Raw genomic sequence first — 14733 nt, forward strand, 5'->3', positions numbered from 1 at the left:
CGCACATGTGTCAGCGATGTGTCCGGTCTCTACAGATCCTTCAAAAAGGGACCCGCCGTAAGGGCGGAAAGGTGACTTTGCGTCACCATCGCAAATGAATGCGCATATAACTTTCAAAACTCATGCTCTAAAAGTCAAAGTCAAAGTCAAAGTCAAAGTCGGCTAGTGCTGGTTTTAATAGTTGTAAGTGCAGTCATTTGCAATGTCGACGCATAGTCACCTTTTCGCCCTTACGGCGAGTTCCTTTTTGAAGGATCAAAAAGGAACCAAAAAATCCTCGCTCCATTCATCCGGCCCTCCGCTTCGCTCCGGGCCCCCTCACTCCGGCCTTGCTCCCGGGAGGACCGCGCTGCAGGGCCCATCCTGGGCCCCAGCGCTTGACGGGCATCCATGCCCGTCACCTCCCTCCGCAAGGCCTGCGTTCGGCCTCCTGAAGTCGCGAAGGTACGGGCGGCGCCTGGGCTGACGCAGCTGTCGCTAGCGGGCTATGGGGCTAAACTTTTGATCGGCAACGGCAACGGCAACGGCAACGGCAACGGCAACGGCAACGGCAACGGCATAGCGCTGAGCTTGCCTCGTTGGGACGTCGGCGTTGTTGCGCTCACAATCGCTACGCGCCTGGCCCAGGCTCGGGGTGTCGCAGTAATAGGTGATGATCCGCGCATCCTTGGGCACGGCAGGGCGGGTGGAGGGCTCGTCACGCCCTGCGGCATTGGGGTTGGCCAAGTACCTCCCAGGCCCGAAGGCCCTTCAGCGCTTGTCGAGGGCCGGCCCGGCCTGTTGGCGCAAGGCCTTGGCGCGCTTCTCGAGGATCAGGTAGGTGACCACCGCCAACAGCAGCGGAATCAGGTAGTACAACGTTCGATAACCCAGCAGCGCGGCGACCAGCGTGCCCTGGCCGAGCTGGCCGTGGAGCAGGGCGAGGAACACGGCCTCCAACACGCCAAGCCCGGCGGGAATATGCGCGACCACGCCCGCCACGCAACTGATCAGCAACACGCCCAGCACCGATGGGTAGAACAGTTCCGGCGGCAGCAGCAGGTGGATCAGCGCCGCCATCAGCGCCCAGTTACTGGCCCCCAGGGCCACCTGGCACAGCGCCAGGCGCAGGCTCGGCAGGGTGATTTCGTGCCCGCGCAGGTCCCACGTTCGCCGCTTGGCGAAGGCACAGGCGAACAGGTAAGCCAACGCGACCGCCACCATCAGCACGCCGATCAGACGCAGGCCGCCGGCGCCCACCGCCCAGCTATCCGGCAGCTTGACCAAGCCCAACGCGAACACCGTTCCGGCCAACAGCAGGTAACCCATCCAGTTGGTCAACAGGCCCAGGGTGAGGATGCGCGTGATGGTCGGGGTATCCAGCCCCAGCCTGCCGTACAGGCGATAGCGCAGGGCCACCCCGCCGACCCAGGTGGTAAAGTTGAGGTTGAACGCATAGCAGACGAACGCCACCGGCAGCACCTGGCGGGCCGGCAGGCGATGGCCGGTGTAGGCGCGGGCGAGCAGGTCGTAGCTGGCGAACACCAGATAGCTGCACAGGGCCAGCAGCAACCCCTGGGCCAGGGTCGAGGGTCGGTAGGCCAGCAGTGACTGGCGCACTTCGTTCCAGTCCAGGTTACGCGCCAGGGTGAACAGCAGCACCGGGATCAACACCAGGAACAGTACGCTCAGCAGGCGTTTGCCCCAGGTCTTCCAGCGTGGCGTGGCCATCAGGTCTTGCCCCCGTGGTAGTCGGCCGGGGCCTCGCTGGCGGCTTGCAGCGACTGCAGGCGCTGCCGATGCGCGGGGAACCAGCCGGCGATACGCGGGAAATAGCGGGTGATGTGGAAACCCAGGAAAATCAAGGGTGCGCGCCACCAGTAGCCACGCACCATGCGCTCCAGCGTCACGGTCTTGCAGTGTTCGCGGGTGAGCTCGCTCAGGTGTTGGTAGAGCACGTCGTTGAACGCCCGGTCGCGGATCAGCAGGTTGGCTTCGAGGTTGAACGACAGGCTCAGCGGGTCGAGGTTGCTCGAGCCCACCGTGGACCAGTCGTCGTCCACCAGCGCCACCTTGCCGTGCAACGGACGCTGGCAGTACTCGTGGATACGTACGTCGTCGCGCAGCAGGTAGTTGTAGAGCAGCCGCGAGAGAGCGCGTACCCAGCGCATGTCTGGTTGCCCCTGGAGGATCAGGGTCACCTCGACCCCGCGCCGGGCGGCGTTGCGCAGTTCGCGCAGCAGGCGATAGCCGGGGAAGAAGTAGGCGTTGGCCACGACGATACGTTGCCTGGCCTCACGGAAGACCTGCAGGTAGCAGACCTCGATATCGTTGCGATGGCGCCGGTTGTCGCGCTCCACCAGCACGGCGCTGGCCGGGCCTGCGGCGGTGCAGGTCGGCTGTACCAGGCTGGTGGTATCCAGCACTGGTGCGAGCATGCGGCAGGAGGATGCGTGCACCTGGGCCACCACCGGGCCGACGACCTCCACCGCGTAGTCCTGCTTGGCCTGCGGACCGAAATCACCGAGGTGGTCGGCGCTGTAGTTGATGCCGCCGATGAACGCGCGTTGCCCGTCGATCACCAGGATCTTGCGGTGCAGGCGGCGGAACAGGTTGGTGCGCATGCCGGCCAGCCGTGGTTGCGGATCGAACGAATGGAAACGCACCCCGGCCTCGGTCATCGAGGCGATGAAGTCGTCGGGCAGGTCCGCGGTGCCGTAGCCGTCCACCGCCACCTCGACCCGCACCCCGCGCCGCGCGGCGTCGATCAGGGCCTGGCGCAACGGCTGGCCGACCTTGTCGTCGTAGATGATGAAGGTTTCCAGGAGGATTTCCTTGCGCGCCTTGGCCATGGCCTCGAACACGCGCGGGTAGTACTGCTCGCCATTGATCAGCAGTTCGACACGGTTGCCGTCGCTCCAGGACTGCTTCATAGCGTCACCTGCGCCACCAGCGGTGCATGATCGGAGAGGTGCGACCACGGGTACCTGGACAACACTTGCGCTTCGCAGGCCTGAGCATTGCGCAGATAGATGCGATCCAGGCGCAGCAGCGGCAGGCGGGCGGGAAAGCTGCGCGCTGGCTTGCCAAAGGCTTCGCGCAGATGGCCCGACAGCCGCGCATCCGCTTTCAGGCGCCAGTCGTTGAAGTCGCCAGCGACGATGACCGGTTCGTCCGCCGGCAGGCTGTCGAGCAACGCCAGCAGCAGGTCGACCTGGCGCTGGCGATGGTCTTCGCGCAGCCCCAGGTGCACGCAGATCGCGTGTACCTGCTCATGGCCGGGTACTTCGAGCTGGCAGTGCAGCAGACCGCGCTCCTCGTTGCCGTGGATCGAGACGTCCAGGTTGTCGTAGGCGCGGATCGAAAACTTCGACAGCAGGGCGTTGCCATGATCGCCATGGGGATAGACCGCGTTGCGCCCGTAGGCGAACTGCGGCCACATGCTGTCGGCGAGAAATTCGTACTGTGGGGTCTGCGGCCAGGTGGGGTGGCGCTCGGCATGCTGTTGATGGCTGCCGTGGACCTCCTGCAGAAACACCAGGTCGGCGCCTGTCGAGCGGACCGCCTCGCGCAGCTCCGGCAGGATGAAGCGGCGGTTGAACAGGGTAAAGCCCTTGTGCACGTTGAGGGTCAGCACCGTCAGGCGGTGCACGGCGCTGACCTTGTCGATGATGCAGCGGGGGGCGGGCAGGGTCCCGTTCATAGCGCCCCCTGGCACAGTCCCCTGGGGTAGAAGCCCTTGCGCCATGGGCCATAGCGCCAACCGGAAATACCAATGCGGATCTCGCTCACGAGGGCTTCCTACGTTCGTGTACTTATCAGTAGCGACCGGTAGCGGAGCGAGAGGGTTCAGCAGGATTGACGAGTGGCGCTGGCTGGGAAACCGGTTCACCTCTGGCTGATGACCATGCTGCACCAAGGTGCCGTCATCCGTCGGATTGTTCCTCGGGTGGCACCTGGCCTTCCGGCCAGTCGGGTACCTCATGTTCCGGAGCGGGCGTTGGGACCTTTTCGCCGGGATCGTGCGGTACTTCATCGACATAAGGGTCTGGATGGTTGGGGTCGATCATGGCTGTTACCTCGTTAAAGCATTCGCGGCCTCACATACCGGCAGGACCGGAACCGTTCGATACGATCCAGGGCGAACGCTGTCGCCCTGGTTGGACCCCTTCGGAATCAGCGTTCCTTGTCCATGCCCTGGTCTTGGTCGCGTTGTTGACCACCGACTTTTCCAGTGTCGGTAAGGTTCTCCCTGTCATCAGGCTGTTCCACCGATTGCCCGCCTTTTCGCCCGGTATCCTGGGACTGCGCCCAATCCTTGTCGGTCTTGTTCTCAGGCCGTTGACCGCCTTGCTGGCCGCCTTTCTGCCGGTCGGTCATGTCGCCTGCTGAGCCGTGGCCGCCTTGTTGGCCGGCGTTGCCCATATTGTTGTCGGCGCTACGGTCGCCGCCCTTGTCCTGATTGTTAGCCATGATGGCTTACCTCTGGTCGAACACAGGAAGGTCTGTGTTCAGTTATGACTGGGCTGTCAGTCATCGCAGTAAAAATATTCTCGGTTTTTCGGACCAGTTGCCTGAAGGACCGCGAGGCAAATATTTAGCGGGTGAACAACAGCAGTGCAGGGAGGCGCCCTGCACTGTGAGAACACCTGCCGAAGGGGGCGAGAAAAACCGGAACTTTGCCCGCCTTGTGGGTCTCCACCGCATGCCGGCGTGCAAATCTAGGTGAGTCCATGAACAGCGACAACGATACCGACGACAATCGACCACAATCCCCGGTGCAACCGGAGGATGACGAGCCGCAGGTGCAATCAGACGACCCGGACATAGGCCAGCCTGGCGAAACCGGGCAATCGGCCTGAAGGAGATCCAGCCATGAAATTCGACCGGTTTGCCCAATGGCTGGCCAACCACAGTGGACGCCCGGTGACTTTCGCCATCGCATTGATGCTGATCATCGCCTGGGGCGTGAGCGGGCCGTTGTTCCACTTCAACGATACCTGGCAACTGGTGATCAACACCTCGACCACGATCATCACCTTCCTGATGGTGTTCCTTATCCAGAACACCCAGAACCGCGACAACGATGAGTTGCACATCAAGATCGACGAGCTGCTGCGCACCACCAAGCGGGCGCACAAGGCACTGCTCGACCTCGAGGACATGGGGCCGGCCGAACTGCATGCGCTGCGCAAGCATTACCAGCGAATGGGCGAGCACGACACGACGGTGCCGGGCAGTGACTCTGCGCAAAAGAACACGCCTGACTGACCCTGGAGGACGACATGGCCAGACACATCATCCACTACACCGGCCCGATCAACTCCGCGACCTGCGGCAACCTGATCAGTACCTGCTCCAAGGCTTTGCAGCAGGGCGCCGAGGTATTGCAGCTGAATATCGCCACCATGGGCGGCGAGTGCAGCTACGGTTTCACCCTGTACAACTTCCTGCGCGCCTTGCCGGTGCCGGTGCATACCCACAACCTGGGCACGGTCGAATCGATGGGCAATATCCTGTTCCTTGCCGGTGTTCACCGTACGGCCTGTGCCTGCAGCAAGTTCCTGTTTCATCCCTTCCACTGGACCTTGCACGGTTCGGTAGACCATGCGCGCATGGCCGAATACGCCATGAGCCTGGACTACGACCTGCGCCTGTATGCGCAGATTGTTGCCGAGCGGACCGAAGGTGCCAGCGAAGTGCTCGACGTGCCGCGTTATTTGATGGCCTATCCGCGCATCCTGGAGCCGCAGGAGGCGCTGGCCAGCGGGATGATCCATGCCATCGACGAGTTGCCGATCGCTGCGGATGCGGTGCAATGGAGCGTGCATGCGTGAGCCCGGACGGCCTGCGCGGCGGGACCAGGCAAACCAATCCGGGCAACTTTGTAATGGGCTGGCCCTCCCTTCAGTCTGCCTGACAATTTATTGAATTTTCATGGAACACCACGATCAGTCAAAGAGTCATCCATGGAGAAGAGGAGGGCCTGCGGCAATGCCAAGTCCCCAGCTGTACACCATTGAATATCGGCTGCACGGAGAGCCGCGGCGGTTCATCATCCGCCAGGAACACATGGACAACGCCGAAGCCTGGCACTGGGCCAGTTGCGATGCGGGGTTGGGGATCATCCCGAAGTTCGGACGGGAAAAGATCAAAAAGGTCAGCCGGCCGATGGCCGAGCGGCATGGCATCACCGATGTGCACTGGCGGGTCTGAACCAGACGCTTACCCGCACAGGGAACAACGCCCGACAGCGAGTCACATATCCTGTGGGAGCGGGTTTACCCGCGAATAAAGCAACGCGGTATATGGCACCGGCTGCGCCGGTGTTCGCGGGTGAACCCGCTCCCACAGGGCCCCGCGACAGCTGACAGCCCGATCTGCGCTTAATTGCCCGAATATTTGACCGCCGCCGCCGTGCGGGTCGGCACATTGAGGGTCTTGAGCAGCGAAGACACATGAATACGCACCGTGAACGGCGAGATATCCAGCGCCCGTGCGATCTCCTTGTTGGTCTTGCCTTGGGCGATCAGGCGCAACACGTCCTGCTGGCGGTGGGTGAGCTGTTCCAGCTCGCTGGAAGCCCCCAGTTGCGGCAGCAGGCCGCTGGGCAGGTAGTTGACCACCACCTCGCCGGCGCGGATGGCGAGGATGGCCGTGCCGATCTCCGCGGGGCTGACGCTCTTGCCGATGAAACCATCGACGCCGGCGGCCATGACTTCGCAGATCACCTCCGGGTCGTCGACCATCGACACCACGATCAGCGTGGTACGCGGCAGTTGCCGGCGCAGCTCGGCGAGTCGACCGATGCAGGTCAGGCCGGGAAAGCGCAGATCGAGGATCAGGGTATCGGGCGTTGTGCCCAGGGTCGCCAGGCGCAGCACGTCGGCCAGGCTGCCGGCTTCCTCCAGCCGGGCTTCGGGCAGGATGCGCCGCACGGTGTTGACCATGGCTTCCCTGAACAGCGGATGGTCATCTGCCACGATGATGCGACAACTCACGTCGAGGAACTCCCTGTCGTCCGACACATGCTAATTTAGCAGTCAACTGCGGCATTTTCCCATGATGCTTGCCGCAAATGCCGACTGGCGCACAAGGACGTTACCCCATGAAGTTCGAAAAGAACAACGAACTGGACCAGGCCAACCTGCGCATCATCGTCGCCTCCTGCGCGATCAGCTACGTGGCGCTGCTGGGCTTCCTGCCGGGTCGCTCGCCGGCCACCTATCTGCCGGTGATACTCTACTACGCCGCTTTCGTGGTGGTTTCGATCGGCATGCGCCAGGCTATCAAGCGCTGGCCGGGGCATTATCCGGCGCGGCGGATCTTCGGCATGCTCGGCGACTACACCGGCACCAGCTTCGGCCTGGTGGTCGGCGGCGAAACCGCGCTGCCGCTGTATGCGGTGATGGTGTGGATCAACCTGGGCAACGGCATGCGCTTCGGTTCGCGTTACCTGGCCATTGCCACGGTGCTGGCCCTGGGGGCGTTGTTGGTGGTTTGGCGGCTGACCCCCTACTGGCAGGAGCAGCCGTTTCTGCTGCCGATGCTGCTGACCACCAGCACCTTGATTCCGTTCTACGCCCACCTGCTGCTGGAGCGCACGCGCAAGGCCACGGCCCTGGCCGAGGCCGCGACCCGCGAGAAATCCCGCTTCCTGGCCCAGGCCAGCCACGACCTGCGCCAGCCGATCCACTCCATCGGCCTGTTCACCGCCTGCCTGCGCGAGGCACGCCTGGGCGAGGAGGAGCGGCGCCTGGTGGACAGCATCGACCGCTCGCTGCTCAACGTCTCGCAGCTGTTCCGCTCGATTCTCGACTTGTACACCCTGGACAACGGCCGGGTGCAGCCGAAATGGGAGACCTTTGCCGTGGACGGCTTCCTGCGCGAGCTGCTGCGCCAGAACAGCGAGGCGGCGCGCTGGGCCGGGGTGGAGATGCGCTTGGTGCCGAGCCGTCACTGGATCCGCGCCGATCCGGGAATGCTGGCGACCATGGTGCAGAACGTGTTGTCCAACAGCTTCAAGTACGCCACCGGACGCCGGTTGCTGATCGGCGTGCGGCCTTGCGGGCAGGGCCTGGCCATCGTTGTCTGCGACCAGGGTCGGGGGATTGCCGAGGAGCACCAGGACCGGGTGTTCGAGGAGTTCTACCGGGTGCGCGAGGCACGCGACAAGGATGTCGAGGGGGTTGGCCTGGGTCTGGCCATCGTCAAGCGCCTGGGGCGGTTGATGGGCCTGCAGGTCAGCCTGCGCTCGCGCCTGGGGCATGGCACCTGCGTGACCCTGCAGGGGTTGGCCAGGGCCCCTGCGCAAGTGCCGCGGGCCACGCTCGACCAGGCCGTGCAGGCGGGCCTGCTCACCGGGCTGCGGGTGTGCCTGGTGGAGGACGACCACAACGTGCTGCAGGCCACCAGTGCCTTGTTGCAACGCTGGGGGTGCGAGGTGCAGGCCGAGAGTTCGCCCCATGGCCTGGTCAGCGACTGTGATGTGATCGTCGCCGACTATGACCTGGGACCGCAGGCTACCGGCATTGACTGCATCGACCAGTTGCGCGCGCAGCGCGGTGCCGATGTGCCGGCGCTGATCATGACCGGTCACGACATCGACAGGCTGCAGGGCGCCTTGCACGCGCGGGGTATCGCGGTGCTGGCCAAGCCGGTGCGACCTGCCGAGTTGCGCGCGGCGTTGCGCGCCCTGCGCGAGACGGCAGCGGCGCCGGCGGTTCAGGCCGGCGCTTGAGGGTGTCACTGGAAGACGGGGGCCTGGCCTTCCTTCCAGCAGGTTGGTGACGGGGTGTAGATGCCCATGCCGGCCACGGCGACCAGGCCGCCGCTGGGCACCTGGCAGTCAAACTGGCCCTTGGAGGTGCTGGCGGTGAAGTAGGTGGTGTTGGAGTCGCTGCGCAGGTTGCTGACCTTGCTTACCGGCACGCCGAGGGTGACCTCGGTACGCTGCTTGAGGGTGTCGGCGCTGGGGCTGGCGGTCTGGCAACCGGCCAGGGTGGCGAGGCCGGCAAGCAGGACCAGGGACTTGAAGGGGAAGGACATGGGGATCATCGCGTTGCTTCCTTGGCATTGTTCTCGGTACGGCGCACCCACCGCCAGGAAGGGGGGCTGGCTATGGGGCGATGGGCCGACTATAGCGCCGAGGGAGCATTGCGCGATGTAGGGCGGATGTGCGAGGTGGCATAGTGATGGCAATTTCAAGGTGTTGAGACTAGGCGTCCGGCTTGGAATTGCCGGGGCTGCTTTGCAGCCCTTTCGCGGCACGAGGCCGCTCCTACAAGGGGGCGCGAATCTCCTGTAGGAGCGGCCTTGTGCCGCGAAAGGGTCGCAAAGCGACCCCAGTAATCGCAAGACCTTGAAAGGGATGGCCGCCTATCGCCAAGCCCCTCGCAACCCAACCACGCTCACCGCTTCACCACCAACGTCAAGATGTCATAACTGGCCACCAGCTCACCCAGCTGGTTGGTCACCTCCACATCCCACGCCACCACCCCTTGCGCCTGCCCCTGCGGACTGGCCTTGCCCTGGTCGATCTTGCGCTTGCAGGTCAAGCGCGCCTGGATGGTATCGCCGATCCCCACCGGGGTAATGAAGCGCAGGGTGTCCAGGCCATAGTTGGCCAGCACTGGCCCTTCGCCCGGAGAAACAAACAACCCGGCCGCCGCCGACAGCACGAAGTAACCGTGGGCGATGCGCTTGCCGAACTGCGACTGCTTCGCCGCAATCTCGTCGAAGTGCATGTAGAAGTGATCGCCCGACAGGCAGCCGAAGTTGACCAGGTCGGCCTCGGTCACGGTGCGGCGGTGGGTCAGCAGCGACTCGCCGATGCGCAGGTCGTCAAAATGGCGGCGGAACGGGTGCACCTCGGTCTCGATCACCTCGGCGCCGCGCACGTATTCGCCGGTCACCGCCATCAGCATGCTCGGCGAGCCCTGCACGGCGGCGCGCTGCAGGTAGTGCTTGACCGCGCGCAGGCCGCCCAGCTCTTCACCGCCGCCCGCACGGCCGGGGCCGCCGTGCTTGAGCTGCGGCAATGGCGAGCCATGGCCGGTGGATTCCTTGGCCGCCTCGCTGTCGAGCACCAACAGCCGCCCGTGCCAGGCCGCCGCCACCGGAATGGCCTTGGCCGCCACGGCGCGGTCGGCGGTGACCAGCGACGCCACCAGGCTGCCCTTGCCGCGGGCGGCCAGGGCCAGGGCCTCGTCGAGGTCGTCGTAGGCCATCAGCGTGCTCACCGGGCCGAACGCCTCGATATCATGGGCGCCGCCCTCGGCATGCGGGTCGCGGGCCAGCAGCAGGGTCGGGGCGAAGAACGCGCCTTCGGCCACGCCTTCACCCACCGGGGTGAAACCGTCACTGGCCCCCAGCAACTGCTCGCAGCTGTCCAGCAATTGGCGCACGCGCTCGCCGACATCGCGCTGCTGGTCGTGGGAGGCCAGCGCGCCCATGCGCACGCCTTCGACCGCAGGATCGCCCACCATCACCTTGCGCAGCCGCTCGCGCAGGCGGGTTGCCACCGCGTCGATGTGTTTGGCCGGGACGATGGCGCGGCGGATCGCCGTGCATTTCTGCCCGGCCTTGGTGGTCATTTCCCGCGCTACTTCCTTGATGTACAGCTCGAACTCCTCGCTGTCGGGGCTCACGTCCGGGCCGAGGATGGCGCAGTTCAGCGAGTCGGCCTCGGCGGTGAAGGGCACCGAGTTGCGGATCAGGTTCGGGGTGACGCGCAGCTTGGCTGCGGTGTCGGCGGAGCCGGTGAAGGTCACCACGTCCTGTCCCTGCAGACGGTCGAGCAGATCGCCCGTGCTGCCGATCACCAGTTGCAGGCTGCCGGTCGGCAACAGGCCCGATTCGTTCATCAGGCGTACCACGGCTTCGGTCAGGTAGCTGGTGGACGTGGCGGGTTTGACGATGCACGGCATGCCGGCGAGGAAGGTCGGGGCGAACTTCTCCAGCATGCCCCAGATCGGGAAGTTGAAGGCGTTGATATGCACGGCCACCCCCGTGCGCGGCACCAGGATATGGCTGCCGGCGAAATGGCCTTGCTTGCCCAACGGGATCGCCGGGCCTTCATGCACCAGGTTGCCCGACGGCAGTTCGCGCCGGCCCATGCTGGAATAGGCGAACAGCGTGGCGTTGCCGCCCTCGATGTCGATCCAGCTGTCAGCGCGGGTGGCGCCGGAATGGTGGGACAGGGCGTAGAGCTGCTCCTTGCGCTCGGCCAGGTACAGCGCCAGGGCCTTGAGCCGGGCGGCGCGCTGCTGGAAATCCATGGCCAGCAGCTGCTTGAGGCCCTGGGCCCGAGCGAAATCCACGGCCTCGGCGAAGTCCGGGCGTTCTTCGTGGCTGTAGGCCAGGATATGGCCATCCAGGGCGCTGCGCAGGGCCTGGGCGCCGTGCTGGCCGATCCAGCGGCCGGCGATGAAGCTTTGCAGGGTAGGGGCGGCGGACATGCTGTTCTCCTTTGAAGGGGCGCGGTTACCACAGCGCCAGGGTGTAGCCGATGATCAGGCGGTTCTCGTCCACGGCATTGGTCAGGCCGTTGCCGGACCGGAAAGTGACGTTGCGCCAGCGCAGGCTGACGTCCTTGAACGGGCCGCTCTGGATGACGTAAGTGATGTCGGTGTCGCGTTCGCGCTCGCGGCCATTGCTGAGCGTGGCGGTTTCGGCGTGGCGACCGTCGGTGTAGCGGGTCATGAAGCTCAACCCAGGTATGCCCATCGCGACAAAGTCGTAGTCGTAGCGCACTTGCCAGGAGTCGAGCCCGGCGCGGGTGAAGGTGTTGTAGGTGACCAGGTTGACGGTGTACGGATCGCCGCCGTTGAGGAACGGGAAGGCGCTGTCGCCGGACATCTGCTGCCAGGTGGCGGTGAACTTGTGGGCCTTCACGCCCAGGGTGAACATGGCGTTGAAGTTGCGGTTGTCGATGCGCCCGGCGCGCTCGGCGCCGTCGCCGCGGCTGTCGAAGTAACGCAGGTCGCTGCGCAGGCTGACACCTTCGGCCAGGGGCTGGGTATGCAGCAAACCGACGTATTGCTGGCGGTAGATGTCTTCGAGCTTGGCGTAGTAGTAGCTGACGCTGGCCTGCGGGGTGATGGCGTAGCTGCCGCCGCCGAAGTCGAAGTGGTCGCTGCTGGCGGCGCCGTAGCCGATGTCGTCGCGCCCGGAGGAGTCGCGCAGGTTGGCCTTGGTCAGGCGGCCGCCGTTGAAGGTCAGGCCGTCCAGCTCCTGGCTGGTCAGCAGGCCACCCTGGAAGGTCGAGGCCAGCAGGCGGGTGTCGTTGTACACCACCACCGGCAGGATCGGCTGCAAGGTGCCCAGGCGCAGGGTGCTCTTGGACACCCGCAGCTTGCCGGTCAGGCCCAGTTCGCTGTAATCGTCCACCGGTTCCAGGCTGCGTGGCCCGTAGGGCAGCAGGCCGGTGTTGCGCCGGTCGCGGCTGGAGTCGAGCTTGATGCCCAATTGGCCCATGGCGTCCACCCCGACGCCGACCGGCCCCTCGGTGAAACCCGATTCGAAGCGGGCGGTGAAGCCCTGGCCCCATTCCTCGGCCTTGCTCTGCGGGGCGTTGCCCTGGCGGAAGTCGCGGTTGATGTAGTGGTTGCGCAGTTCGAGGCGTGCGTGGCTGTCAGCGATAAAGTCCGCCATGGCCGGCAAGGGCAGGGCGAGGGTGGCCAGCCAGGCGGCTGACTTGAGGTGCGTGCGGTTCATTGTTGTTGTACCCGACATTTTTATTGTTCTTGAGGTCAGTGCTTGCTGGCGCCGGCGGCGCCGATACCGGTCATCGAGCGAATGAACTGGGCCAGGTAGCGCCCACGTTCTTCGCGCGCCCGCTCCGAGCTGTCGGTGACCGAGAAGGCCCAGGCGGCGAGGAAGGCCAGCGACATGGAGAACAGCGCCGGGTTGCTGTAGGGGAACAGCGCCCGCTCGTTGTGCAGCACGTTGACCCACACCGCCGGCCCCAGCACCACCAGGACGATGGCCGAGACCAGCCCGGCCAGGCTGCCGCCCACCGCCCCACGGGTGGTCAGGCCTTTCCAGAACATCGAGAGCAGCAGCACCGGGAAGTTGACCGAGGCGGCCACCGCCAGCACCAGGCCGGAAAGGAAGGCGATGTTCTGCGACTCGAACAGCAGCCCCAGCAGCACCGCGAACAGGCCGATCCCCAGGGTGGCCAGGCGCGATACGCGCATCTCTTGCTGCTCGCTGGCCTGGCCCTTGCGCACCACGCAGGCGTACAGGTCGTGGGACACCGCCGAGGCGCCGGACAGCGCCAGGCCCGCGACCACGGCGAGGATGGTGGCGAAGGCCACCGCCGAGATGAAACCAAGGAACAGGTTGCCGCCCACCGCCTGGGCCAGGTGCACCGCGACCATGTTGCCGCCGCCGATGATCGCCCCGCTGGCGTCGCGGTAGGACGGCTCGGTGCCGACCATGACGATGGCGCCGAAGCCGATGACGATCAGCAGCAGGTAGAAATAGCCGATGAAACCGGTGGCGTAGAACACGCTCTTGCGCGCTTCCTTGGCGTCGCTGACGGTGAAGAAGCGCATGAGGATATGCGGCAGGCCGGCGGTGCCGAACATCATGCCCAGGCCCAGGGAGATGGCGTCCACCGGGTTGGACAACAGCGCTCCCGGCGCCATGATCGCCTGGCCCTTGGCGTGCACGGCCACGGCGCTGGCGAACATTGCCTCGGTGCTGAAGCCGAAGTGCCTGAGCACCATGAAGGCCATGAAGGTGGTGCCCGACAGCAGCATCACCGCCTTGATGATCTGCACCCAGGTGGTGGCGAGCATGCCGCCGAAGGTGACGTACAGCACCATCAGCACGCCCACCAGCATCACCGCGTACAGGTAGCTGATGCCGAACAGCAGTTCGATCAGCTTGCCGGCGCCGACCATCTGCGCCACCAGGTACATCAGCGCCACGGCCAGGGTGCCGAAGGCCGAGGTCAGGCGCACCGGGGCCTGGGCCAGGCGGTAGGAGACCACGTCGGCGAAGGTGTACTTGCCCAGGTTGCGCAGGCGCTCGGCGATCAGGAACAGGATGATCGGCCAGCCGGCCAGCACGCCCAGGGCGTAGAGCAGGCCGTCGTAGCCGTTCATGAACATCATCGCCGAGATGCCGAGGAAGGAGGCGGCGCTGATCATGTCGCCGGCGATCGCCAGGCCGTTCTGCATGCCGGTCAGGCCGCCGCCGGCGGTGTAGAAGTCGCTGGCCGAGCGGGTGCGCAGGGCGGCCCAGCGGGTTACCAGCAGGGTGAAGCCGACGAACACCAGGAACATCGAGATGGCGGTCCAGTTCATCGCGCGCACTCCTGCTTGACCACCTCGTTGAGCGGGTCGATGACACGGTTGGCGCGGTGCATGTAGATGCCGGTGAGGGCGAAGGACAGCAGCACCATCAGCACGCCCACCAGCATGCCGACGCTGGTCACCCCGCCGCTGAGTGACTGGCCGAGCACGCCGGGGGCGAAGGCCACCAGCAGGACGAAACCGTAGTAGGCGACGAGCATGGCCAGGGTCAGCGAGCCGTTGAGGCGGCGCTTGCGCTGGATCAGTTGCACGAAGGCGGGGTGCTTGCTGATGGATTCGAGGTGTTCGGGTGTCATGGGGAGCGTTCTCTCTGGCTGTTGTAATTGTTTTTTCAGGTCACGCGGGTGTTGCCGGTATCTGTGTTGGCTTCTTCGCGGGTAAACCCGCTCCCACAGGGACGGCGTTGGTCTTGAGGGCGCCGATGTACCTG

At 65.1% G+C, this 14733-nt stretch carries 15 protein-coding genes and 1 pseudogene; 5 read left to right on the forward strand and 11 right to left on the reverse strand.

Features of this window, described 5'->3' with window-relative positions:
• Positions 1-750: 750 nt before the first annotated feature.
• From LU671_RS15765 to LU671_RS15785, 5 genes are all read right to left on the reverse strand, one after another.
• Positions 751-1710, reverse strand: a complete 960-nt coding sequence (locus LU671_RS15765) for a lysylphosphatidylglycerol synthase domain-containing protein (protein WP_232856172.1) — start codon at positions 1708-1710, stop codon at positions 751-753.
• Positions 1710-2912: a cardiolipin synthase ClsB gene (gene clsB, locus LU671_RS15770; RefSeq protein ID WP_232856173.1), complete on the reverse strand. Its 1203-nt coding sequence runs from the start codon at positions 2910-2912 to the stop codon at positions 1710-1712. The genes LU671_RS15765 and clsB overlap by 1 nt, the downstream gene beginning before the upstream one ends.
• The gene (locus LU671_RS15775; RefSeq protein WP_232856174.1) at positions 2909-3682 is read right to left on the reverse strand and encodes an endonuclease/exonuclease/phosphatase family protein; all 774 of its coding nucleotides are present in this window, start codon (positions 3680-3682) and stop codon (positions 2909-2911) included. Before LU671_RS15775 ends, clsB begins: the two co-directional genes overlap by 4 nt.
• A 223-nt stretch (positions 3683-3905) precedes the next feature.
• Entirely contained in the window at positions 3906-4049 is a 144-nt protein-coding gene (locus LU671_RS15780; RefSeq protein ID WP_203646669.1) for a hypothetical protein, read from the reverse strand.
• A 106-nt stretch (positions 4050-4155) separates the two neighbouring features.
• Positions 4156-4452, reverse strand: coding sequence for a hypothetical protein (locus LU671_RS15785; RefSeq protein WP_232856175.1), 297 nt, complete (start codon positions 4450-4452; stop codon positions 4156-4158).
• Positions 4453-4712: 260 nt separating this feature from the next.
• Here LU671_RS15785 and LU671_RS29450 point away from each other — a divergent pair, with 260 nt between their 5' ends.
• The 4 genes from LU671_RS29450 to LU671_RS15800 all read left to right on the forward strand — a co-directional run bounded on the left by LU671_RS29450 (position 4713) and on the right by LU671_RS15800 (position 6195).
• Entirely contained in the window at positions 4713-4841 is a 129-nt protein-coding gene (locus tag LU671_RS29450; RefSeq protein WP_269806751.1) for a hypothetical protein, read from the forward strand.
• A 13-nt stretch (positions 4842-4854) separates the two neighbouring features.
• A complete protein-coding gene (locus LU671_RS15790; protein WP_203646667.1) occupies positions 4855-5250 on the forward strand; it encodes a low affinity iron permease family protein in 396 nt (131 codons plus the stop codon).
• Positions 5251-5264: 14 nt separating this feature from the next.
• On the forward strand, positions 5265-5816 hold the full coding sequence (locus LU671_RS15795) for an ATP-dependent Clp protease proteolytic subunit (protein WP_203646666.1): 552 nt from the start codon (positions 5265-5267) through the stop codon (positions 5814-5816).
• Between the two features lie 157 nt (positions 5817-5973).
• Positions 5974-6195, forward strand: coding sequence for a DUF6555 family protein (locus LU671_RS15800; protein WP_186713273.1), 222 nt, complete (start codon positions 5974-5976; stop codon positions 6193-6195).
• Positions 6196-6365: 170 nt separating this feature from the next.
• Here the strand turns inward: LU671_RS15800 and LU671_RS15805 are convergent, their stop codons facing one another.
• Positions 6366-6980, reverse strand: coding sequence for a LuxR C-terminal-related transcriptional regulator (locus LU671_RS15805; RefSeq protein WP_203646663.1), 615 nt, complete (start codon positions 6978-6980; stop codon positions 6366-6368).
• Positions 6981-7087: 107 nt separating this feature from the next.
• Here LU671_RS15805 and LU671_RS15810 point away from each other — a divergent pair, with 107 nt between their 5' ends.
• Complete coding sequence (locus tag LU671_RS15810) at positions 7088-8719, forward strand: ATP-binding response regulator (protein WP_232856176.1); 1632 nt, start codon at positions 7088-7090, stop codon at positions 8717-8719.
• Positions 8720-8724: 5 nt separating this feature from the next.
• Here LU671_RS15810 and LU671_RS15815 read toward each other — a convergent pair whose 3' ends face one another.
• The 5 genes and pseudogenes from LU671_RS15815 to LU671_RS15835 all read right to left on the reverse strand — a co-directional run bounded on the left by LU671_RS15815 (position 8725) and on the right by LU671_RS15835 (position 14599).
• Positions 8725-9036, reverse strand: coding sequence for a hypothetical protein (locus LU671_RS15815; RefSeq protein ID WP_232856177.1), 312 nt, complete (start codon positions 9034-9036; stop codon positions 8725-8727).
• 353 nt (positions 9037-9389) lie between these two features.
• On the reverse strand, positions 9390-11438 hold the full coding sequence (gene paaZ, locus LU671_RS15820; RefSeq protein WP_232856178.1) for a phenylacetic acid degradation bifunctional protein PaaZ: 2049 nt from the start codon (positions 11436-11438) through the stop codon (positions 9390-9392).
• Positions 11439-11463: 25 nt separating this feature from the next.
• Positions 11464-12696, reverse strand: coding sequence for an OprD family porin (locus tag LU671_RS15825; RefSeq protein ID WP_232856179.1), 1233 nt, complete (start codon positions 12694-12696; stop codon positions 11464-11466).
• 35 nt (positions 12697-12731) lie between these two features.
• Positions 12732-14300, reverse strand: a pseudogene (locus tag LU671_RS15830) (cation acetate symporter); the annotation flags it as partial.
• On the reverse strand, positions 14291-14599 hold the full coding sequence (locus tag LU671_RS15835; protein WP_110736998.1) for a DUF485 domain-containing protein: 309 nt from the start codon (positions 14597-14599) through the stop codon (positions 14291-14293). The pseudogene LU671_RS15830 and the gene LU671_RS15835, both read right to left, overlap by 10 nt.
• Positions 14600-14733: the final 134 nt, after the last annotated feature.

Source organism: Pseudomonas sp. NMI760_13 (assembly GCF_021283245.1).
GTDB classification, from domain to species: domain Bacteria; phylum Pseudomonadota; class Gammaproteobacteria; order Pseudomonadales; family Pseudomonadaceae; genus Aquipseudomonas; species Aquipseudomonas peradeniyensis.